Genomic DNA, 23,548 nt, shown 5'->3' on the forward strand with positions numbered 1-23,548 from the left:
CATCGACGGCAGGGTCATTATTCCTTATCGGCCATGGAGAGTCAACCGCGAAAGGCCCTTGGTGCCGGGCGTTTTTACAAAACTATTACAAACATCAAATCCGATCCCCTGTATGATGACTTCATGGATGTAGAGTCTCTTTGGAGGAGAGTTATGGCGCAGTCGATGACGATAGGAAAGTACACCGTCCCGTATCCGATTATCCAGGGGGGGATGGGGGTGCGCATCTCCGCCGGCCGTCTGGCCGGCACCGTCGCCAAGTGCGGCGGCATCGGGCTGGTTGCGGCGGCCGGTATCGGCCTGGGCAGCGGTTTTTACAACGGCAGGAATTTCTTCCAGGCCGATGCCGAGGGTTTCAAGGCAGAGATTCGCAAGGCCTATGAGATTGCACCGGACGGGGTCATCGGCGTCAACGTCATGGTGGCTCTGTCCGATTTCGAACAACTCGTCAGGGCTGCCGTGGAAGCGGGCGCCAAGGTGATCGTCTGCGGCGCCGGACTCCCCATGAGTCTGCCGGAATTGACCGCCGAGCATCCCGATGTGGCCCTGGTGCCGATCGTATCCTCCCTGCGGGCGGCCCAGCTCATTGCCCGCAAATGGCTGAAGGCCTACAAGCGTCTGCCGGATGCGGTGGTGGTCGAAGACCCGGATACCGCTGGTGGCCACCTGGGTGAAAAGATGGAGAATATCGGCACCGGCGAGTATGACCAGTATGCCACCGTGCGTCAGGTCAAGGCTTTTTTCCGCGACGACTGCGGCGTCGAGGTCCCGGTGATCGCGGCCGGCGGCGTATGGGACCGGGCCGACGTGGAACATGCCTTGGCGGAAGGCGCCGACGGCGTACAGATGGCCAGCCGTTTTGTCTGCACCGAAGAGTGCGATGCCGATGATGCCTTTAAGCAGGCCTACCTCAACTGCACCGAGGAGGATATCGGGCTGATCATGAGTCCGGCCGGGCTGCCGGGGCGGGCCATTTTGAGTAACAAGGACAACATCCGCCGCTATGATGTGGAGAATAATACCCCCTGCCGCATGGGGTGCCTGAAAAAATGCTCCTACAAGGAAACCGGCGAACGTTTCTGTATCGTCTCCTCTCTTGATCGCGCCCAGCGGGGGGAGGTGGACACCGGTCTGGTCTTCTGCGGTACCAATGCCTGGAAAGCCGATCGTATCACCACCGTGCAGGAGATCTTCGACGAACTGTTCGGCGAGGCGGAAGAGGCGTTGCAGGAAGCAGCCTGATCCTTACCCCCTGCCACACGACAGAGTACCTACCTCGGCCCGCCGGAATTTCTTCCTGCGGGCCGTTTCCGTTCCGCACCCCGCTGACCGCCCCGTCCCCTCCCGTTTTCCCTTGACCGTCACCAGGTCCGATGTTATATAAAGAAAAGTTGATATAATAAAATCGGTAATCGTGATATGAACCTGCTCGATACACTCAAAGCCCTTGCCGACCCTTCCCGTCTCCGTCTGGTGGCGGTGCTGCTGCACGGCGAATTTACCGTCCAGGAGCTGACCCGCATCCTGGCCATGGGGCAGTCTCGCATCTCCCGGCATTTGAAGATCCTGACCGAGGCCGGTGTGCTGACCGTCAAGCACCAGGGGACCTGGAGCTACTACCGGGTGGGCGAGTCGAGTCGTTTTTTCAACGCCATCCGCCCGGCTTTCGAGGTCGAGTTGAACGGCCTGCCCGAGCGGGGCCGCGACCTGTCCGCTGTGGCCGAGGTGCTGGAGGACCGTCGGCGGCGCAGCCAGGAGTTTTTCGACCGCCATGCCCGCCAGTGGGACGACTTGGCTGGGACGCTCCTGCCGGTTCCCGAGTATCGCCGGCACCTGCTTGAACTTGTGCCCGATGATGGTACCGTTTTAGAGATCGGCACCGGCACCGGCGGGCTGCTGCCTGAACTGGCGGCTCGGGCGGCCAGGGTGATCGGCGTGGACCATTCCCCGGCCATGCTGGAGGAGGCCCGCCGCCGGCTGGCGCACGACGGCACAGGCGGCATCGAGCTGCGCCTGGGTGAGATGACCCACCTCCCCCTGTCCGACGCCTCGGTGGGATGCGTGGTGGCCAACATGGTGCTGCATCATGCCGCCAACCCGGCGGCCGTACTTGCCGAAATCAGGCGGGTGCTGGCCCCCGGCGGGGTGCTGTTGCTGGCCGATCTTGCCCGCCATGAGCGGGAAGCGGCCCGGGAACAGTTGGCCGACCAGTGGCTGGGGTTTGAGGAGGCGGAGTTGGGCTCGTGGCTTACGCAATCCGGCTTCGCCCATATCCGCTGTGAGAGGATCGAAGGAGCGCCCGGGCAGGAGGCTGTGCTGCTGGTGAGGGCATCGTGACAATGCCGGGAAGAACATGCCGCCGGGTGGCGGTTTCAAAGAGAGAAGCACCTACAACAATACCAGATAAAGGAGAGTAAACAGATGTCCAAAGATTTTATCGTCGCAGACCTTGCCCTGGCCGATTGGGGCCGCAAGGAGATCAAGATTGCCGAAACCGAGATGCCGGGCCTGATGGCCATCCGCGAGGAGTATGCCGCCACCAAGCCGCTCAAGGGAGCCCGCATTACCGGTTCGCTGCACATGACCATCCAGACCGCCGTGCTGATCGAGACGCTGGTTGCCCTGGGCGCCGAAGTGCGCTGGGCCTCCTGCAACATCTTCTCGACCCAGGACCACGCCGCCGCCGCCATTGCCGCCGCCGGCGTGCCGGTCTTCGCCGTCAAGGGCGAGAGCCTGGAGCAGTACTGGGACTACACCCACAGGATCTTCGAGTGGCCCGACAACGGCTTCTCCAACATGATCCTGGACGACGGCGGGGACGCCACCCTGTTGCTGCACCTGGGCGCACGGGCCGAGAAGGACAGCAGCGTGCTCAATAACCCCGGTTCCGAGGAGGAGACCATCCTCTTCGCCGCCATCAGGAAAAAGCTGGCCACCGCCCCGAGCTGGTACTCCACCCGTATCGCCCAGATTCAGGGCGTGACCGAGGAGACCACCACCGGCGTGCATCGCCTCTACCAGATGCATGAGCGCGGCGAACTCCGCTTCCCGGCCATCAACGTCAACGACTCGGTTACCAAGTCCAAGTTCGACAACCTCTACGGTTGCCGCGAATCCCTGGTGGACGGCATCAAACGCGCCACCGACGTGATGATCGCCGGCAAGGTGGCCCTGATCTGCGGCTATGGCGACGTGGGCAAGGGCTCGGCCCAGGCCATGCGGGCGCTGTCGGCCCAGGTATGGGTGACCGAGGTCGATCCGATCTGCGCCCTGCAGGCCGCCATGGAAGGCTACCGCGTGGTGACCATGGAGTACGCCGCCGACAAGGCCGACATCTTCGTCACCTGCACCGGCAACTACCATGTCATCACCCACGACCACATGGCCCGGATGAAGGACCAGGCCATCGTCTGCAACATCGGCCACTTCGACAACGAGATCGAGGTCGCCGCCCTGGAGAAATACCAATGGGAGGAGATCAAGCCCCAGGTGGATCACATCATCTTCCCGGACGGCAAGCGCATCATCCTGCTGGCCAAGGGGCGCCTCGTCAATCTGGGCTGCGCCACCGGCCATCCCAGCTATGTGATGAGTTCCTCCTTCGCCAACCAGACCATCGCCCAGATCGAGATCTTCACCAATCCGGGCAAATACCCGGTGGGGGTCTACACCCTGCCCAAGCATCTGGACGAGAAGGTGGCGCGCCTGCAACTCAAGAAGCTCAATGCGCAATTGTCGGTACTGAGCGACGAACAGGCCGCGTATATCGGGGTGAAGAAGGAAGGCCCCTACAAGGCGGAGCATTACCGGTATTGATCCGGCCCGCATAACGGGGCTGGGCAGCATAACGAAAGGGGGCGGCATCATGCGATGCCGCCCCCTTTCGTTTCGTGTGCCGCGGGAAGGCTATTTCTTTTTGGCCGTCTCGTCCATCGCCTTGATCAGGGCGTCGGTCACGTCCTGGGCGTCCACGTCGCTGCCGACATAGAGCAGTTGCTTTTTGATGATGATAATGGCAAAGCCGTTGGCCTTACCGTAGGCCGCGGCCGTCCGCTCGGTTTCATCGTACAGTGCCTTGGTTTCCTTTTCCTGCAGGGAGGACAACTCCTCTTCCAGTTGTCTGCCGAGCTTCTGGAACTCTTCCACCTTTTTCTGGAATTCCTTTTCCTTGGCGGTACGTTGGGCCGGGGAGAGAGAGGGGAGCTTGGCCTGGATGCTGGCGCGCAGTTTGTCCAACTGCTTCCGCTTGCCGTCGACCCTGGTCTGGAGCTTGTCTTTCTTTGCCTGAAGTTTGGCCTGAACCGCCTTGCCCCGTTCGGTTTCTTCGCCGACACGGGCCAGGTCAACGGTGCCGAGCTTGGTAGTCTGGCGGATCGGCGCGGCCTCGGAGGTTTTCTTCTCCGGCGCGGCCGCCGCGGGGGCGGTGGGGGCAGATGCTGCTGCGGCAGGCTTTGTACCGGCGGCCGGAGCCGGATCGGAAGCGGCTGCCAGGCCGGGGAGGCTTGTGACAAGGGCAGCGACGAGAAGCGTCTTCACTAGGGTGGTCATAACAACTCCATTTCGTTTGTGGGGAATGATGCTACCGCTACAGCATAAAAGGATTGGCGCCGTGAGGCAACACAATTTCCCGCAGCGGGGCGGCGCCGGGCGCGGCCTTGGGGGCTCTAGTTGAGGACCTCCATGTAGATGTCGAACGCATTTTTTTGATACAGGGCCCTGATGTCGTTGATCTCGTCATAGGCGGAGACCAGCGTCGAGGTGACATAGGGATCCAGGTGGGTGCCGGTGAGGCTGTTCAGGGTGCTGATGGTGTCGCGCTTGCACATCCCCTTGCGATAGGGCCTATCCTCGGAGAGGGCCGTAAAGATGTCGGCGACCGCCATGACCCGGGAGCCCAGGGAGAGTTCGCTGTCCGTGCGTCTGAAGGGGTACCCGCTGCCGTCCAGCTTCTCGTGGTGTTCGCAAGCCCACTTGACGACGTTTTCCATGCCCCGCACCTTTCTGAGCGCCGCGAAGGTTATGTAGGAGTGGGACCGCATGACCGCCATTTCCTCCCTGTTCAGGCTCGACGGCTTGTAGAGGATCTCGGCCGGGACGGAAAGCTTGCCGAGGTCGTGCAGGTGTCCGGCGATTTCGAAAAGGGTCCCTTCGGCGCTGCTGAAGCCTATCTTGCGGCTGACAGCCTGTGCCACCCGGGCGACGCCGATGGAGTGGGTTGCCGTAAACCGGCACTTATAGTCGATGATGTTGGAGATGAGGCGGGAAAATTCGTAAAGTTCGTCGATGCCGATATCGATGGAAGAAGAGCGGATCGAACTGTTGACCAGATATTTGACGTCGTTGCTGTTCATGTCGAGCCAAAACGAATCCCTTTGGGCCAGTTCATGAAACACGGCCACGATATCGGGATGGAACACGGTGTCGGCATGTTCTTCGACCGTCGCCAAAATGTCCTGGGAGTGCAAGAGGATGTTGTTGTTGACCGCGGAAAGGGTTGCTACGCGATCCGCCAGGTGGATGATATGGCTGGTGAACGGTACGGCGCGGCCGTCTTTGGCGCCGGACCCCTCGCCATGCTTCCATGAGGTGTGGTGGAATCGGACTATTTCGGAGATATCGATGAACGTGAGACCCTTGAGGAGTTTCGAGCCGATCTCGGCATGGTTGTTCGCCGTCGTGTCGAATTCAAAGCGCGCGATCGAGTTCGCCTCGTCGCCGGTGAAGACGCCGCAGTCGTGGAGCAGTGCGGCATAGATCATCTTCTCGATATCGTTGTTGCTCATGCCGAGCATGGTGCCGATCCGCATGGAGATATAGGCGACCTTGCCGTGGTGCTCGGACAGGTTGCTGTTGATCATGTCCAAGGCATTTGAAACCGATTCGATGAGATCCCATACCATTATCTTCATATTACTTCCCTTGCGGATCGAATACCCGCGTTCTGTGTCGGTGAGAAATCATCACGTGGTTGATCGCGGCGGCCGGGTTTCGGAAGGCCGCCCTGCCTGCGTGCTGTTTGAAAACGGAAAAGGCTTTGCAGAAGTCTGCAAAGCCTTAATTCGTTAAATGGTGCCGAAGACTGGAATCGAACCAGCACTCCCTTGCGAGAACCAGAACCTGAATCTGGCGCGTCTACCAATTCCGCCACTTCGGCAACGAGAATCTTTTCTTTACCATTAATGACAGACCGATGCAAGAAAAAAATGGCTATTTCCCTTGCCATCATCCCTTCCGATTTGTTACAGTCCCTTGCCTTACCATCACATTCTTAAGGATTGCCTTCCATTTATGAATCTCCTTGCCGTTGAAAAGCCCGCCCGTTACATGGGGGGAGAGATGGGCTCCATTCGCAAGGATGAGGCCGAACTGCGTTTTGCCCTGGCCTTCCCGGACGTCTATGAAGTCGGCATGAGCCACCTGGGGCTGCGGATCCTGTATCATGTTCTCAATGCCGTGGATGGGATCGCGGCGGAACGCGTCTATACCCCCTGGCCGGATATGGAGTCCCAGATGGAGGCCGCAGGCTCCCTCCTGACGACCCTGGAAAGCGCTACCCCGCTGGCGGCCTGCGATATCATCGGTTTTACCCTGCAGTACGAACTCTCCTATACCAATATCCTCACTATGCTGCGCTTGGCCGGCATACCGCTTTTTGCCGACGAGCGCCATGACGTTTTCCCGCTGGTCATCGCCGGCGGCCCGTGCGCCTATAACCCTGAGCCGCTGGCCCCGTTCTTCGACGCCTTCCTGCTGGGCGATGGTGAAGAAGCGGTACTGGAGATCGCCGAGGCTGCGCGCCGGGCAAAGCGCGCAGGCCTGGGGAAGGCGGCGCTTCTGGAGCGTCTGGCCGCCATCGAGGGGGTATACGTCCCTTCCTATTTTGAACCCCGTTACCACCCGGACGGGAGCATCGCAGAGATTGTGCCGCTCAAGCCCGGCGCGGGGCGTGTGCGACGCCGTTTTCTCGCGAACCTTGACACGGCACCTTATCCCGCTGCGCCGGTCGTCCCCTTCATGAAGACCATCCACGACCGGGTGGCGGTGGAGATTGCCCGGGGTTGCACCCGCGGCTGCCGTTTCTGTCAGGCCGGCTATATCTACCGGCCGGTGCGTGAGCGTTCGCCCGGAACCATCTTCGATCTGGTAGAGAAGTCTCTGGAGGCCACCGGCTATGACGAGGTGTCGCTCCTGTCGCTCTCTTCGGGGGACTATTCCTGTATCGCCCCGCTTTTGACCGGGCTGATGGAGCGCTATGCCCATGACCGGGTGGCTGTTTCCCTGCCGTCGCTCAGGGTCGGAACCCTCACCGAAGGGTTGATCGACGAGATCAAGAAGGTGCGCAAGACCGGGTTCACCCTGGCCCCGGAGGCGGGCAGCGAACGGATGCGCGGGGTGATCAACAAGGGCATCACCGAGGCGGACCTCCTGGAGGGGGCGGCCAACGTCTATGGGGCCGGGTGGCGGCTCATCAAACTCTACTTTATGATCGGCCTGCCGGGGGAGACCCTGGATGATGTGCTGGAAATCCCCGCCCTGGCGCGCCGGGTCAAGGACCAAGCCAAAGGGTCGGGCGTTTCGGGCGAGGTCAACGTGTCGGTCAGCAGTTTCGTTCCCAAGGCCCATACCCCTTTCCAGTGGGAACCGCAAATCTCCCAAGACGAGATCAGGGAGCGGCAGGGGCTGTTGCGCGGCGAATTGAAACGACGCAAGCTCAATTTCAAGTGGCAGGACGCCCCGCTTTCATTCATGGAGGGGGTCTTTGCCCGGGGCGACCGGCGGCTGGCACCGGTGCTGGTGCGGGCGGTAGAACTCGGCTGCCGTTTTGACGGCTGGGGGGAGCACTTCTCACCGGAACGCTGGCGGCAAGCCTTCGCCGACTGCGGCATCGAGCCCGAATGGTACTTGCGACGGCGGGCCCTGGACGAAGTCCTGCCGTGGGACCATCTCGACTGCGGCGTTACGCGGGAGTTTTTGCTGGCGGAGCGGGAGCGCGCCTTCGCGGAGTCGGTGACCGAGGATTGTCGCCACGGCCGGTGCAGCGCCTGTGGTGTCTGCGACTTCAGCGTCGTGGAACCGCGGCTCTCGCCCCATGACGCCGTGCCGGCGCCGGCTGCCGCGGCACTGGTTGAGCCGTTGCCGGCACGTATCCGGTTGCGCTTTGCGAAAACCGGTGCCATGCGCTTTCTGAGCCATCTTGAGTTGATTACGGTCTTCACGCGCGCCGTCAGCCGGGCAGGGGTGCCGATCCTTTTTTCCCAAGGTTTCCACCCCCATCCCAAATTCTCCTTTGCCACCGCCACCTCGGTTGGTATAGAATCCAGGGCGGAATACATGGATATGGTTGTGGCGGTCGGCTGCGAAGCGGCTGAGGTGCAGCGCAGGCTGAACAGCGTCCTGCCCGAGGGGCTGCGGATTCTGGAGGCGGAGCGGGTGGACGTGAAATCACCATCTCTTTCGACCCAGATGATCGCCACCCATTATCGTATAACCTTTAATAATGTGCCCTGTGACGACCTGCCTCAAAAATGTGAGCAGTTTTTGGCGCACAGCGATTTCGTCATTCAACGGATTAAAAAGGGCGAACGTCAAACTATTGATCTGCGGTCGGAAACCGTATCGCTCGTTGCCGGGCCCGACTCGCTGGACCTGGTTGCCGGCAGGGGCAAGCCGGTGGAGTATGCCCGCGCCATTACCGGCGACGATACGCTCGCCATGGATGACCTGCGGGTTGAAAAGCTCGATGTCGTTTTTGCCGCGCCATCGCCACGTGACTGATTTTGAATGCATTTTATATAGACGGAGACAAATTGTATGGGAGCAGAACTGGTTATCAACGCCGCCTCCCACGAGACGCGTATCGCGCTGATTGAAAACGGCACCATTGCCGAACTTTATATCGAGCGCAGCCGCGAAAGAGGGATTGTCGGCAACATCTACAAGGGGCGGGTCATCAGGGTGTTGCCCGGAATGCAGGCCGCCTTCGTGGACATCGGCCTGGAGAAGGCGGCATTTTTGTACGTGGCGGATGTCTTTGACGCCATTGAGGAGTATGAGTCGCTTCTGGACGAGGGCAAGAAGGAACATGAGCCCAACGTCGAGCAGTCGGAATCCGCCCACCCCGATTACAAGCCGTTGCACCCCATTGAAGAGCTGCTTCAGGAGGGGCAGGAGCTGCTGGTCCAGATTTCCAAGGAGCCGATCGGCACCAAGGGTGCGCGCATCACCTCCCACATCTCCCTGCCGGGCCGGCATCTGGTGTACATGCCGACGGTGGACCATGTGGGCATTTCCCGCCGCATCGAGGACGAGGCCGAGCGGGAGCGTCTGCGTGAAATCGTCGACCGCCTCAAGCAGAGCGGTTCGGGGTATATCGTCAGGACGGTCTCGGAGGGGAAAAGCGAAGAGGATCTGCTGTCGGACATGCAGTACCTTTCCACGCTGTGGGGCGAGATCGCCAAGCGCAGGGAAAAGGCTGCGGCCCCTTCGCTGGTCCATTCCGACCTGGACGTGGTCCAGAAGGTGGTGCGCGACATCGTCACCGAGCAGGTGGACCGGATCATTGTGGACTCGAAACCGGACTTTGACCGGATCGTCCAGTTCATCTCCACCTTCATGCCCAAGATGAAGTATTCCATCGAGCTCTACGATGACGAGGAGCCGATCTTTGACCATTTCGGCCTGGAGGTCGAGATCAGCCGGGCGCTGGGCAGAAAGGTCTGGCTGAAGAGCGGCGGCTATATCATCATCGAGCAGACCGAGGCGCTGACCGCCGTGGATGTGAACACCGGGCGCTTCGTGGGCAAGCACAATCTCGAGGATACCATCCTCAAGACCAATCTTGAGGCGGTCAAGGAGATTTCGTATCAGTTGCGGCTGCGCAATATCGGCGGCATCATCATCATCGATTTTATCGACATGGAGAAAGAGGTCAACCGGGACAAGGTCTTCACCGCGCTGGAGGAGGCCCTCAAGGGGGACAAGTCGAAGAGCAACATTCTCAAAATTTCAGAACTGGGCCTGGTGGAGATGACCCGCAAGCGTGTACGGGAAAGCATCGGCCGGATGATGTGCGAGCCGTGCCCGTACTGCGAGGGGCGCGGTTACATCAAGTCGAAGATTACGGTGTGTCATGAGATCTTTCGGGAGTTGCGCCGCGAGATGCTGGATATCAAAGGGGCCAAGGCCACGGTGTCGGTCCATCCCCAGGTGGCGGACCTGCTCTACGATGAGGAGCGGCGAGGGCTGGAAGAGTTGGAAAAGCGCTTCAAGAAGCGCATTACCGTGCGGGCCAAGCCCGGTTTTCACCAGGAACAGTTCGAGATCCTGATAAACTGAACGGCTCTGTGGTCAGCGGTTGCGAAACAAAAGGCGTGGGTAGATATAACTACCCACGCCTTTCGCGTGTGTCCCGTATGCCTGTAGAATGAGGCTTTAGGCAGCCTTCTGCTCCAGGTTCGCCTGCTGGTCATGTTGGGCCGAAAAGTATTCCATGGCCTCGCGCATGATATCGGATACGCTCTTTTTGGTCTTGCTCATCAGGTTTTCCAGGTGCTCACGCTCTTCGTCGCTGATACGCATCGAAATTACGTTGTAACGCGGATTTTCTCTCATTCTGCCCATGTTTGCTTCCTCCGTTTTTTTTATGTGGTGTGATATGGCACGCTTAAGTAAGTGCTCACTCTACTGCCATATCTATGCCAAAACGGAGTATACATAAAAATAAGTAATAAAATCGGTATGTTGATAATTGGGGGTACGTCATTCGTTCCCGGCTTGGGAAAAAAGTGTGCACAATATGGCGCAAGTATGGTCAAAAGTATACACTATTCCGGGGCCTCCTGTTCCGCTGACTTGGTCCGCACCCGCTGCACGATTTCAAGGCCGTGTTTTTCCAGAAGGCGGTAAAAGGTCCGGCGGGGGATATTGGCCAGCCGGGCCGCCTTGGCCACGTTGCCGCCGGTTTCTTCGAGATAGCGCTGGATCAGGTTTTTTTCGGTGCGGCTGATGTGCAACTCCCGTTCGGCTTTGAACGAGGCGTGGCGGCGGTTGACCTCCCCGTTGCTGCACCGTTCGTAGGTGTCGGCAAAGATGGTGGGGAGGTTCTCCAGCCTGATGATCGTGCCTTTGGTGAGGACCGAGGAGCGCTCGATAACGTTCTGCATCTCGCGGATATTGCCGGGCCAGGGGTAGTGCTGCATGGCCTTGACGGCCCGGTCCTCGATCCCGGCGATGTTCTTGTTCAGTTTTTTGCGGGCCTTGTCGAGGAAATGCTCGGCCAGGCTCGGGATGGAGTCCTGCCGGTTGCGCAGCGGCGGCAGATGAATATTGAAGACGTTCAGACGGTAGTAGAGGTCTTCGCGGAACCACCCTTCGCTCACGCCCTGTTCCAGATTCTTGTTGGTGGCGGCAATCAGGCGCACATCCACCTTTTTGGGCGCCGCCCCCCCCACCGGCCGCACCTCGCCCAGGTCGAGAACCCGTAAAAGCTCCGCCTGCAGCTTGGGGGTGATATCTCCGATCTCGTCCAGGAAGATGGTGCCGCCATTGGCGGCCTCGAAGAGCCCTTTCTTGTCGCCGATGGCGCCGGTGAAGGCCCCTTTCTTGTGACCGAACAGCTCGCTCTCCAGCAGGGAATCGGTAATGGTCGTGCAGTTGACCGTGACCAGCGGTTTGTCGTTGCGCAGGCTCAGGCGGTGGATGGCCCGGGCCGTCAACTCCTTGCCGGTGCCGGTCTCGCCCCTGATGAGGACCGTGGTCGGCGTCGGCCCCACTTGGCGGATCAGTTCCAGCACCTCCTGAATCTTGCTGTCGTTCCCCACTATCGGGTCGTCGCCCAACTGCCGGTCCAGTTCGCGCCGGATCAACTCGTACTTCTGCATCAACCGCCCCCGGTCGTCCTCTACCTGCTGCAAATTGTGGGGGAGGCACATTTCGATATCCGCCAATCCCTGAAAAACCGCGACGGCATGTTCCCGGCAGGTGTTGTAGCCGCAAGCGCGGCAATTAAGCTCGTCGCTTTGCGTAAACTTGTTGGTGGAGTGCAGGATGCGTTTGATGTCGTCCTTGCCCGGGCTCGGCAGCCGGCATGACTTGTCCGAGTAGGGGCGCATCAGGTCGGGTATGGATGTCGTGGAACGGTAGTGCGGCGCCGTTTTGTAGGGGAGCGTACTGTCGTTGTAATTGACGATCAGTTTGCGCTTGTAAAAATGATTAAGGGTCTGATCACGGGCGGGGCCATCGACGCAGCCGCCGTCACAGAGTCGTAAATCCACAAAGGAGGGGGTGATCCGCCCGGCGGCAAGATCGCGGATGATGTCGATGGCGTGATTTTCCCCCTCGGCGGAGATGATCTCCGTATCCAGAAAATCCGGTTCAATCTCGAACACCTTGAGCGGGCCGCCGGTAAGGGTGAATATGCGCGCGTTATCCGGGTCAAGACCGTCGAAGGGCGCTTCCGCCAGGGACGCAGGGTTGATGCCGCGGCCCTTGAAGAATTTATCGATCTCCTGATAGGTGAGGACCACGTCGATGGCGCTGGACGATTCCGCCGCCTGTACCTCGAATTTGCCGGCGATGCAGGTGCTGATATAGATGACCTTGGTCTCCTCGCCGAGTATGCTCTTGATGAAGCGTCCCATGGCGATCATGGGTGAAACGACCCCCGCCAGGTTTGGGATCAGCTTGGGGTAATGGCGCTCGATCAGGCTGACCACCGCAGGGCAGTGGGAGGAGACCAGGGGGATCTCAGTCTGGCGCAGCACCTCTTTGTACGCGTCGGCAATCATGCGGGCGCCGTAGGCCCCCTCATGCACCTCGCGGAAACCGAGATTTTTCAGGGCGGCCACCAACTGTCCGGGGGTGATGGCGTGGAAGAATGCCGGGAAGGAACACCCCAGCACAGCCACAACGGGCGCGCCCGACGTCAGCAATTCTTGGGTCTGTCCCATTCTGTCCACCACGGCCTTTGCCTGTTGCGGGCAGCTCAGGCAGTTGCCGCAGCCGATGCAGCGGTTATACATGATTTGGGCAAATCCGTTGTCGACCTTGATGGCCTTGACCGGGCAGCTGCGTACGCAGGAATAGCAGAGCCGACAGCGCTCCTTGAAGGTGATGATCGGTTCCATGGCGGTGTCCCTTGTATTTTGTGGAGTGATATTGCCGGATAATATACTGAAAACGGAAAGTGTGCAAGGAGTGACACAGCTGTGGTAGTTTTTTTACATGGAGTGTGACTGGAACCATAAGGCGGCAATTTCTGACAGCTTATGGTTCCGGTTGTCTGCTAAAAGTTCAAACCCATAATGCCCTCCGACTAGCTCGGAGGGCCAGGACCAGCTTCCCGTCGGGTGAAGCCTCATCTTGAATCGCAGCCGCATCGGTTTGCCGATCTCCCGCTTGGCCACTCCCATCACGTCCCGCTTTCTCTCTATCCCATCAAACAGTCGTTTTTGCGGCATCCTGATGTAAAAGCACTTCAGTCAAGAAAAAATCACCTGCCGCGAGTTGTATTAATGAAAACATGGTGTACGCTATTCGCAATGTATACATATTTAGTCCCGCTATTTCGAATTGATAGCTCGCCTATAGGGTAACAACCTTTCGTTATCACGGAGGATGATGCATGAAAAGCCAGCTAAAAACGACCCTCGCGCTTTCCTCAGCGGTTACCGCAGTCATGCTGTTCGTGCTGGTAGCCCTTGCCCCATCCGCCCATGCCGCATTCACCATCAAGGTCATCAGTAATGACCGGAGCACCACCCCGGCCACCCGTGCGCCGCTGAGCGACTACAAGTGGCTGGTCCAGGAGGACAATACCTTCGATGCGGTAGGCAACGTCGGAAAGTTCAACAGCACCGACAGCCTGTCCGTATCGATCCATAAGAGCAACGCCAAGGTGCTGGCCAGCGGCACCGGCGCAAACCCGGTGGTCAACCTCCCGCCGGGACGCTATTTCGTTTCGGTGCAGGCCGGCAACCATTACAACGTGGGCGGTTCGCCGGTTCGGGCCGAGGACGACGGGGGCTCCGTCACGGTGGTCATCAACAAATTTCCGGTGCCCCTGGCCCAGATCACGGTGTTGGTGTTCAACGATAATGCCCCCATCAACGGCGCCTGGGATACGGTCGAGAACCTGCTGGGCGATTTCCGGGTCTATCTTTTTGACCAGTTGGGGCAGCAGTCCCAGGATGCCTTCGGCAACCCCATCGGCACCACCTACAACGTGAATCCTGACGGCACCCCGGTTGTGGACGCCAACGGCAATGCTTCGATCAAATCCAAAGGGCCGGGCTATGTCCTGAGCAAATCAACCCTCATCGATACCACCTTCAACTACAATGCCGTTGTTCCCAATCTGTCACCGGGCAAATACGGCATCTGGGTACAACCGTCCGACGGCCGCCCCTGGGTGCAGACCTCCACCATCGAAGGCACACCCGGTATCGACAACTGGGTGCTGGCGGGCGAGCCGAACTTTTTCACCGAAACCGGCTTTTTCGGCGTCCACAGTTTTATCGGTTTTGTCCTCCCGTCGGATTACCCGGGGGATGCCGTCTACCCGAAGACCCAGTTCGCCACCACGGGGACGGGCGTAGTTACCGGCCAAGTCGTGCAGAATCGCATCTTCCGACCGCCGCTGCAGATGGGGCTTAACCCCGGCGACCCGGTCCCCACAGCCTACATCGGCCTTTCCGACAACAACGCTGCCAATCAATCGGTCTTTGTCATGGGGTGCCCCGGGCAGGTCACCAGCGGCCCGGCAACCGGCTCAAGCTGCGACGCCAATGCCCGTTTCACCATCAATGGCGTGCCTCCCGGCACCTATACCCTGACCATGTGGGATTATCCCCTCGACCAGATCATCGACTTTCGTACCATCGTCGTGCCGCCGGCCGCCGCAGGTCCGACCCCGGTCGCGGTCCCGGTGGAAAATTGCCCAACAAACAGCGCCACCTATCCCTTCTGCCCGAGTATCGTGTTTCAGTGGTTCGGCAACCTGGAGGGGTGCGTTGCGGTCCCTGGCAACGATTGCAGCTCGGGTAAAACCGGCCTCCCGAACGAGGTCATAAACCTCAGGCTGCGGGACGGCTCGCTGTACCAGACCACCACGTCCAACACCGACGGCACCTACAACTTCCCCGAGGTCTTTCCCTTCTTCAAGTGGATTGTGGTGGAGAGCGACCCGGCGGACATGAAGCCCATGGGCGCCACCGTCAAGGTCGACAAGGGAGGGCCTTTCGCCAATACCACCTGGGACCCCACCGGCAACAACAACGTCATCCCGCTCCTGGAGCAACGGACCGACCCGGCCGGGACCATGACCGAGGCCATGATCCTCTACATGGACAATACCAATGTCATTGACTGGTCCAAGCGGCCCTATGGCACGGATGAAACCGGCTATATCTTCGGCATGGTCTCCTACGCCTTTACCCGTACGCCGCTTAACCCGGCCAATGCAACTCAGTCCCCTTGGGAGCCGGGGATACCGGATGTGGAGATGCGGCTCTACAAGGTCACCGGCTACGATACCGCCGGCAAACCGCTCTTCGACCGTACCGCTCCCGTTGCCACGACTCTGAGCGACAGTTGGAACAAAAACTATCCAACCGGTTGCCTGGATGCCATGAAAAAGGCCGGGATCGACATCAACTCCGGCGGTATTCCCCTGGATAGTTATATCGACTGTTCGGAAACCATGCCGATCTGGAACCAGATCAAACCGGGGGTCTTCGACGGCACCTACCTCTTCGACCGCGATGCCCAGGGCAATCCGCTCCCGGCCGGCGACTACGTGGTGGAGGCGGTCGCTCCCAACGGCTACGAGGTGATCAAGGAGGAGGACCAGAACTTTATCCTGGCCGGCCCGGTTTTCCCGGACATCAACCCGTCGTTGCCGCAGCCCGCCGCACTGAAGCGTTTGCAACGCCTGATGCAACTCAAGAAGCCCAACCCTGCCGTAACCCCGCCGGCGTGCGTCGGCCCCGATCATACCATCCCTGCCTTCATGACCTATGACGGAACCACGCCGGTGCCCAACGCCGGCCAGGTCACGCCCCTGTGCACCATGAAGCTGGTCCACCTGCAACCGGCGCAGAATTTCAACGCCGACTTCCGCTTCTTTACCCAGGTGCCGCTGGCCGCCCGCATCATCGGCCTGGTCACCGACGACCTGGCCCTGGAGTTCCGGGCCGGCAACCCGCGCCTCGGCGACAAGATCGGCCCCTCCTTCATGCCGGTTTCGTTCCAGGACTATGCCGGAAACGAACTGGCCAGAACCTATACCGACGAGTGGGGACAGTACAACTCCCTGATTCCCGCCACCTTCTGGACCAATACCCCCAACCCCACCGGGGTGAGCCCCAATATAGTGAACATCGTCCTGAATCCCCCCTACAAGGCCGACCCGATCACCCGGCAGCTTGATCCGAAACGGCCCGAGCCGTGGTGGAAACCGGGCTATCCGACCGCGCCGTTCCCCATGGATGTGTGGGCCGGCAAGATCACCTATGCCGACACCCCCATGGTCCCCCTTCGTCCCGGGGTAGACACCGTGGCGATCGACTGTAGTCTTCCCGACGGCACCCCGGTCATCAACCAGGTGAATGGCCCGGCCGGCGGGCCATGGGTCGAAACCCCGTCCGCCACGTCCCTGATAACGATCTCATCGGGCGGGCTGGTCCAGACCGGCAACCTGGACCCGACCTTCGGCGGCACCCTGACCAAGAACTACGGCTTCGGTACTGCGGGAGACGTGTTCGTCACCCCTGCCGGGTCCCAGTTTGGTTCGGCCAATACCAAAAAACTCCAGGTCGTAACATGGACGGACGCCGCGGTTGTGGCGAACGGCCTGACGCTCAACGCGGACGGCACCCCGGGGGCCGCTCTCCCATCCGGGGTCTACCAGTTGACGGTCAGGCGCGCCGACAACCACAAGATGGCCGACATCGGTATCACGCTCCATGTGGGGCTCCCGGCGGCGCAGGTAAGAAAGGTCATCCCGGGCCAGCTCATCCAGGACGCGATCGATGCCGCCAACAGTGGCGACCTTATCCTGGTCGCGCCGGGCGCCTACCCTGAAAACCTGATCCTGTGGAAACCGGTGCGGCTCCAGGGGTACGGCGCCTATGCGACCACCATCGACGCCGGGGCCTTCACACCCGACAAGCAGGCGGCCTGGACCGCAAAGCAAACGGCGATAACCGCCACCGGTCCCGCCAACAACTGGCTGATCGACGCCCAACAACCCGACTACTTCCTGGAGACCGGGGCGGCCGTTTATGTCCTCGCCCCCACGGTGCAGACATCGGTGACCTTACCGGGCGGCACGGCGATAACCGTCAACACCTTCGGGCCCGGTGTCAACCAGGCCATGATCGACGGTTTTACCCTGACCCGGGCCAATTTGGGCGGCGGGGTCAACGTCCATGCCAATGCCCATTACCTCCAGATCAGCAACAACAAATTCGTCTCCAACAACGGCACCTTCGGCGGCGGTATCCGCATCGGCACGCCGACCGCCGTCTCCAATACCGTTGCGACCCTGTATGCCACCTCCAATAACGATAACGTTCGCATCCTGAACAACGAGATTTCCTTCAACGGCGGCACCGGCTTCAACAACGGCAGCGGCGGCGGCATCGCCCTGTTCAAAGGGACCGATAACTACGTGGTGGGCAACAACTGGATCTGCGGCAACTACGCCTCCCTCGGTGGGGCGGGGATCGCCCAGCAGGGGCTCAGTAACAACGGTCTCATCGAGAACAATACGATCCTGTTCAACGAATCCTTCGATGAAGGTGCCGGGATTTTCCTGAGCGGCGAAACTCCGATCACCGTAGCAGGCATTACCGAGGGGGTGGGAAGTGTGGTCATCAACGCCAACCTGCTCCAGGGCAACAAGGCCGGCAATCTGGGCGGCGCCATCGGCATCCTGCGCTTCAACGGCCAGGACGTCCAGGCCAACCCCGACAACACCCTGGCAGCCAAATGGTACAAGGCCGAAATCTACAACAACATGATCGTCAACAACCTGAGCGCGTCCTTTGGCGGCGGTATCGCCATCTCGGACGCCCTTGACGTGACCATTGCCGGCAACACCATCGCCAACAACGACAGCACCGGAACCGGCGAAGTGGCCCTTGGCGCGGTCCCGGTGAACGTCGATGGGGCCGATGCGGTCTACAACCTGCCCCAGGGCGCCCAATCCACTCCCATGGCCGCTGGCATCGGCGTGCAGCCCCTGAGCACCACACTCCTGAACGTCATGACCGATGCCGCCACAAAGGCCAAATACCTGAACCGGTATGATACGAACCCGGTCATCGTCAACGACATCATCTACGGCAACCTGTCCTATTACTGGGCGGGCTTCGATCAGAACGTCAACGCCGGGGTGACGACTCCGCCCAAATACGCTATTTGGGATCTTGGTGTTTTCGGTGACCCGGCAGGCGCCACCGGGCTCCTGAACCCGCAGTACAGTCTCCTGACCAGACAGAACGACCCGGCCTTCAGCTTCCCGGGCGGCAGGAGCGTAAAACCGTATCCCTTCAACAGCGCCGCGCCGACCGGCAACAATGTGGTCGGCGACCCAAAACTGGTCAGCACGTACCGCAACACGATCAACGCCACCCAGGGGGGGGCGGCCATCGGCAATTTCATCTCGTTCAATTACTCCCCCATAAGCCTTGCGGGGAACTATCATATTAATGCCGCCTCTCCCGCCCGGGGTGCAGGAAGTGTGGGAGCTCCGGTCTTCAGCTGGAACAGCACCTACCTGGACCTGGATTTCGACGGGGACAGCAGGGCCGCCCCAGTGGATGTGGGCGCCGACTACTACAACGCCAAGGGGGACGTTAACGGCGACGGCGTGGTCAATATCTTCGACGTCCTGATCGCCCTGCAGATGGCAACCGGGAACTATCCGGCGGCCCAGGTTACCGCCGGCATGCTCAACAACGTCCACGTAGCCCCCCTGAGCGTGACCGGACGGCCTGCCGGCGGCGTTGCCCAGTACAACCCGCCGGCCATCGATACGGTTTCCGTTGCGGATGCCTTGTTGATACTGCAGCGGGCGGTGGGAGTCGTGTTCTGGTAACGCGGCCGCCACTGCAAGGGCCGCCGCACCGGAAACATGAGCCAGGTGGCACCTTTCCCAGGAATGGATACAGAGGAGGAGTTCCATGAAAATCGATGTGAAAGCGATACCCCTCGCCCTCGCCCTTGGGCTTATGGCTTGCGTGGTGCCCGCGCTGGCGTTTGTCCAGTACGGTAGCGGTACCATGGACACCCGGAATCACAACGGCGCCACCGATGGTTTCATCAAGATGCCGGATGGCAGGGATGTCTATACCTTTGGCTTCACCAACATCTCCGGCCTGATTCACTACAACAACCTGTCAACCGCCGTAAGGTCGGGCAGAGCGAAGAACCATGCCGAATTTCCCGCCCCGACCCTGGATTTCAAGGAAGGGCACAACGAATACCTCTCCCTGAGCACCCTGGGGATGGCCATGCGGCCCGACCTCTTCGACCCCCACACCATCCACTTCCACGGGTATCCCAATGCGACCCCCGTGTTTGACGGGGAGCCGATGGCCAGCATCTCCGTCAATCAGGGCGCCGATTTCACCTATTTCTACCGGCTCAACGACCCGGGCACCTACATCTACCACTGCCACCGGGAGGCGCCGGAGCATATGGAAATGGGCATGCTGGGAAACCTGGTGGTGCGGCCGCTCCAGGACGACAACAGGGTCGGCCTGGTCTGCGCCGATGGCCGGGCGGCAGCGGGGGCCGGTTCCTATGCCGGGTTCGCATACAATGACGGAGATTGCTCCACCGGCTATGACAAGGATATCCTGATCCAGTTCGCGGATATCGACCCCGCCTTCCACGACGCCGATTCCTTTGCCCAGAAGCTGCCGTTCGCCGATTTCGTGGCCCGCTATTCGGTTCTCAATGGACGCGGCTATCCCGATACGGTGGATACGGCCCCGATCACCAACAACGCCAGTGCGTTTTCGGGACTGCTGGGCAATTATGACGCCCAACGCATCCATGCGCTCATGACCATCAACCGGCCGGGCGGCGAGCGGGTCCTCATCATCCGCCTGTCGAATCTCTCAATCCAGAATTTTGCGACCATCGAAATCCCCGGTCTCCCGGTGCAGGTTATCGGCAAGGATGCCAAGTTCCTGCGGCGCCCCAACGGCAAGGACCTGCGGTACTACACCAGTTCCGTGCTGATCGGCCCGGGGGAATCGGCAGAGTTGCGCATCGATACCACGGGCGTCGCGGCCGGGACCTATTACCTGTATTCCCGCAATCTGGACGAACTGCATGCGGACCAGATGGACCGCAGCGGCGCCATGACCGAGATACGAATCAATTAGAACTACTTGGATCCCTACGGAGGTATATCCATGATGACGATACGGAACACCCTGGGGGCGGTGATGGCGCTAGTGGGACTGTCCTGTTTTCCCGTAGCCGACGGCTACGCCATGATCGATGGTCATACCGGTGCCGGAACCACCCCGGTTTTCAACCTTACGGCCAAGCAGGGTCGCGTCGCCACGGGTGACGGCAATAGTCTCATCTTCTGGGGCTTCGCCGATGACGATGGTCAGGATAGCAGCCAGTCGCTCAAGGGACAGGTCCAGTACCCCGGCCCGACTCTGATCGTGACCGAGGGGGCCACCGTCACCGTCAATCTGGCCAACACCCTGCCCGAACCGGTTTCCCTGGTGTTTCCGGGGCTTGATGTGCTGACCTCAGTCGTCCCGGTGTTCCGGAACGGCATGAAGGGCAGGCTCTCTTCCATCGTCCCGGAAGCCGCTCCCAGCGGCAAGCAGACCTATACCTTTACCGCGACCAGGCCGGGGACGTTCTACTATCAGAGCGGCTCCAACCAGGCGGTCCAGATCAGGATGGGCCTTTTCGGCGCCATCATCGTCAGGCCCAAGGTGCAAACCGCCAAGACCTATACCAATGTGTTCCCCAACCACCAGACCACGGACAAGACCTTCACCAAGTTCGCCTACAACGAAGCGGGGGTACCGGATCAGGTTACCCCTCCCGGCGGCACCGCCATATCCAATATCGGCGCCTCCACCGGCTACGACCGGGAGTTTCTTTACCTCATGAGCGAGATGGACCCCGACTTCCAGGTGTGGATGGAGTTGGGCAGGAATACGGCCAAGAGCCCGGCCAGTTTCGGCGACTGGATCGACCCGGTCATCAAACGTGATTTCACCCAGTGGAAGGCCAACTACTGGTTCGCCAACGGTCGCAACGCCCCCGACGATATGGGAGGTGCGTTTGACAAGAACCTTCCGAATCAGCCTTACAACTGCCTGCCCCTCATGCATCCCGGTGAAATGATCCTGACCCGCTTCGTCAACATGGGGCGGGATCTGCACCCGCTGCACACCCATGGCAACCACCAAAGGATCGTTGCGGAAGATGGCTTGATCGCCTCCTCGGCAGCTAACCCCCTGGATCAGAGCCTGACGACTATAACCGGCGCCGACCTGTCCACCGAGGAGTTCACCCTGACCATGGCGCCGGGCAATTCCTTCGATTCCCTCTTCACCTGGACCGGCAAGGGGCTCGGCTGGGACGCCTACGGCCACAAGCCGGGAGATCCCCCGGCCCCCTACGAGTATCTGGCCGACCACGTGGGCGGACCCGCCTCCTCGATCATCGCCCCGGGACCCCAGGATACGCTAACATCAAAGTACGCCAACGGCCAGTTCCAGCCTCCCCTCCCGGACGGTACCCCGGCGCCGGCACAGGCCGTCCCCACCGTTTTCTCCGCCGATCCGCTGACCCTGACGTTCGATCAATGGTTCAGCGGCAGCCCGTACCTGGGGAGCACCGAACCGCTCCCCCCCAGCAACGTCAGCCTCAACTACGGCGGATCGAGCTACTACTTCATGTGGCACAGCCATGCAGAACGCGAAATTACCAATAACGATGTTTTTCCGGGCGGCATGCTGACCATGATGGGGATCGTTCCCGCATCAATAGCACTGCCGGCCGAATAATGCGGAGGACACGATGAAGATCGGACAGAGTGGGACGCGTGTTTTGGTTTTCCTGGCGGTGTTTGTTGCGTCATCCCTTGCAGGCCAGGCCTCGGCAGCGACATACAATCTGCGGGCCGACACGACGACTGCGACCCTTCCCGACGGCACGGCCGTCACGGTCTGGGGTTTTGCCGACGATACGACCGCCGGAGCGGGGAACGGCGTCGTGTCGGTTCCCGGCCCGCAACTCACCGTGGCCGACGGCACCCTCACCATCAACCTGCGGAATAATCTGAAGGTGCCGATCTCTCTGCTCATTCCCGGGCTGCCGGTCGTTCCCAACGCCAACCCCGCCGCACTGGCGGGCACCCGGGGGGCCACCGCCAATTACGACAACATCGCCCCGGCCGTTCCGATTCCGCAAAATCCCAATTTCCCCCCCTCCAACCCGGGGACTATCTCCAGCTATGCCACCAAGCAGCGGGTGCGCTCATTTACGACTGAGGTACAGCCGGGCAGTTCGGCGTCATACAGTTTCGGCGCGGTGCGCCCCGGCACGTTCCTCTACGAAAGCGGCACCCAGCCCGCCGTGCAGATACCCATGGGACTTTACGGGGCGCTGGTCGTCACCGGCACCACAGGGCAGGCCTACCCCCCTACGGCAAACAATCCCAACACCACCTTTGACCGCGACCAGGTGGTGCTCTTCAGCGAGATTCTGGCCAAGTACGATTACAGCGCGGGTCGTTTCGTGACCATGAACGAGGATGTCATCAAGGCGGTCGGGGCCCAGACCTGGACGGCAGCGGTCCCCTCCTTCTCGACCCTCGATTACAAGCCGCTCTACTACCTGATCAATGGCAAGTCGTATCCTGACACCATCGCGGCGACGCCGATCTCCGCAGCCCCTAATGCGCCGACCGTACCGGGCATCTACGCCCCTCCCGGCAAGAAGCTTCTGCTCCGTCTGCTCAACGCCGGGCAGGAGACCCGTGCGCCGGCCATCCAGGGGAGTTATCTGGACAATGTGGACCCCGCGCTTGCCAAGGCCCACGCGATCTATCCGCAGATCATCGCCGAGGATGCCCGGCTCTACCCCTATGCGAAGCAGGAATTCGCGCCGATCCTTCCGGCCGGCAAGGCCATGGACGCGCTCGTGGACCTGACCGCTGCCGTTTCTCCCGGCTACTACGCCCTCTACGACCGGCGTCTTGGGGTAACCAATGCCGGAGTCTACCCCGGCGGCATGATGACCTTCCTGGCCAGTTGGGACCCGACGGTAAGGGATTGCAGCCCGTTCAAGGGGGATCTGAACGGTGACGGCACGATCAATGTGTTCGATGTGATCATGGCCCTGAAACTTGTTCTGGCCAACGGCTACGATGCCAGGGCCGACATCACCGCCGGCGGAAGCGGGCTATTGACGGCCGGGTTGCCGTGCGGCAAGGGCACGGTCACCATTGCCGACGCTCTCCTGATCCTGCAGAAGGCCGTCGGCCTGAACCCGTACTGAT

The 23,548-nt window shown here is 60.5% G+C and carries 13 protein-coding genes and 1 tRNA gene; 9 read left to right on the top strand and 5 right to left on the bottom strand.

All coding sequences use genetic code 11. The features are described from left to right. The first annotated feature begins 153 nt into the window (after positions 1 to 153). The 3 genes from F6V25_RS12725 to ahcY all read left to right on the top strand — a co-directional run bounded on the left by F6V25_RS12725 (position 154) and on the right by ahcY (position 3,816). Positions 154 to 1,242: an NAD(P)H-dependent flavin oxidoreductase gene (locus F6V25_RS12725; RefSeq protein ID WP_151128932.1), complete on the top strand. Its 1,089-nt coding sequence runs from the start codon at positions 154 to 156 to the stop codon at positions 1,240 to 1,242. 177 nt (positions 1,243 to 1,419) lie between these two features. Further along, complete coding sequence (locus tag F6V25_RS12730) at positions 1,420 to 2,337, top strand: ArsR/SmtB family transcription factor (RefSeq protein ID WP_151128933.1); 918 nt, start codon at positions 1,420 to 1,422, stop codon at positions 2,335 to 2,337. A gap of 84 nt (positions 2,338 to 2,421) precedes the next feature. Continuing rightward, the gene (gene ahcY / locus F6V25_RS12735; protein ID WP_151128934.1) at positions 2,422 to 3,816 is read left to right on the top strand and encodes an adenosylhomocysteinase; all 1,395 of its coding nucleotides are present in this window, start codon (positions 2,422 to 2,424) and stop codon (positions 3,814 to 3,816) included. A gap of 90 nt (positions 3,817 to 3,906) precedes the next feature. Here ahcY and F6V25_RS12740 read toward each other — a convergent pair whose 3' ends face one another. The 3 genes from F6V25_RS12740 to F6V25_RS12750 all read right to left on the bottom strand — a co-directional run bounded on the left by F6V25_RS12740 (position 3,907) and on the right by F6V25_RS12750 (position 6,154). Then, positions 3,907 to 4,548, bottom strand: coding sequence for an OmpH/Skp family outer membrane protein (locus F6V25_RS12740; RefSeq protein WP_151128935.1), 642 nt, complete (start codon positions 4,546 to 4,548; stop codon positions 3,907 to 3,909). A 116-nt stretch (positions 4,549 to 4,664) separates the two neighbouring features. After that, positions 4,665 to 5,909: an HD domain-containing phosphohydrolase gene (locus tag F6V25_RS12745; RefSeq protein WP_151128936.1), complete on the bottom strand. Its 1,245-nt coding sequence runs from the start codon at positions 5,907 to 5,909 to the stop codon at positions 4,665 to 4,667. Positions 5,910 to 6,067: 158 nt separating this feature from the next. Next, positions 6,068 to 6,154, bottom strand: a tRNA-Leu gene (locus tag F6V25_RS12750). 134 nt (positions 6,155 to 6,288) lie between these two features. Between F6V25_RS12750 and F6V25_RS12755 the strand changes: the two genes are divergently transcribed. Together F6V25_RS12755 and F6V25_RS12760 are read left to right on the top strand one after the other, a co-directional pair. Further along, positions 6,289 to 8,775, top strand: a complete 2,487-nt coding sequence (locus F6V25_RS12755; RefSeq protein ID WP_151128937.1) for a TIGR03960 family B12-binding radical SAM protein — start codon at positions 6,289 to 6,291, stop codon at positions 8,773 to 8,775. A 36-nt stretch (positions 8,776 to 8,811) separates the two neighbouring features. Continuing rightward, on the top strand, positions 8,812 to 10,335 hold the full coding sequence (locus F6V25_RS12760) for an Rne/Rng family ribonuclease (RefSeq protein ID WP_151128938.1): 1,524 nt from the start codon (positions 8,812 to 8,814) through the stop codon (positions 10,333 to 10,335). Positions 10,336 to 10,431: 96 nt separating this feature from the next. Here the strand turns inward: F6V25_RS12760 and F6V25_RS12765 are convergent, their stop codons facing one another. Both F6V25_RS12765 and F6V25_RS12770 read right to left on the bottom strand, forming a co-directional pair. Then, entirely contained in the window at positions 10,432 to 10,620 is a 189-nt protein-coding gene (locus tag F6V25_RS12765) for a ribbon-helix-helix domain-containing protein (RefSeq protein ID WP_151128939.1), read from the bottom strand. Between the two features lie 203 nt (positions 10,621 to 10,823). Beyond that, positions 10,824 to 13,124 carry a sigma 54-interacting transcriptional regulator gene (locus F6V25_RS12770; RefSeq protein ID WP_151128940.1) on the bottom strand — a complete coding sequence of 767 codons (2,301 nt, stop codon included), beginning with the start codon at positions 13,122 to 13,124 and terminating at the stop codon, positions 10,824 to 10,826. A gap of 497 nt (positions 13,125 to 13,621) precedes the next feature. On the opposite strand from F6V25_RS12770, the gene F6V25_RS12775 reads away from it, so the two are divergent. From F6V25_RS12775 to F6V25_RS12790, 4 genes are all read left to right on the top strand, one after another. Further along, complete coding sequence (locus F6V25_RS12775; RefSeq protein WP_151128941.1) at positions 13,622 to 19,099, top strand: right-handed parallel beta-helix repeat-containing protein; 5,478 nt, start codon at positions 13,622 to 13,624, stop codon at positions 19,097 to 19,099. Positions 19,100 to 19,184: 85 nt separating this feature from the next. Further along, complete coding sequence (locus tag F6V25_RS12780) at positions 19,185 to 20,396, top strand: multicopper oxidase domain-containing protein (protein ID WP_151128942.1); 1,212 nt, start codon at positions 19,185 to 19,187, stop codon at positions 20,394 to 20,396. 30 nt (positions 20,397 to 20,426) lie between these two features. Continuing rightward, positions 20,427 to 22,052: a multicopper oxidase domain-containing protein gene (locus F6V25_RS12785; RefSeq protein ID WP_151128943.1), complete on the top strand. Its 1,626-nt coding sequence runs from the start codon at positions 20,427 to 20,429 to the stop codon at positions 22,050 to 22,052. A gap of 13 nt (positions 22,053 to 22,065) precedes the next feature. Further along, a complete protein-coding gene (locus F6V25_RS12790; RefSeq protein WP_151128944.1) occupies positions 22,066 to 23,547 on the top strand; it encodes a hypothetical protein in 1,482 nt (493 codons plus the stop codon). The last annotated feature ends 1 nt before the right edge of the window (position 23,548 follow it).

Origin of the sequence: Oryzomonas japonica, assembly GCF_008802365.1 — a bacterium.
Classification (GTDB): Bacteria; Desulfobacterota; Desulfuromonadia; order Geobacterales; family Pseudopelobacteraceae; genus Oryzomonas; species Oryzomonas japonica.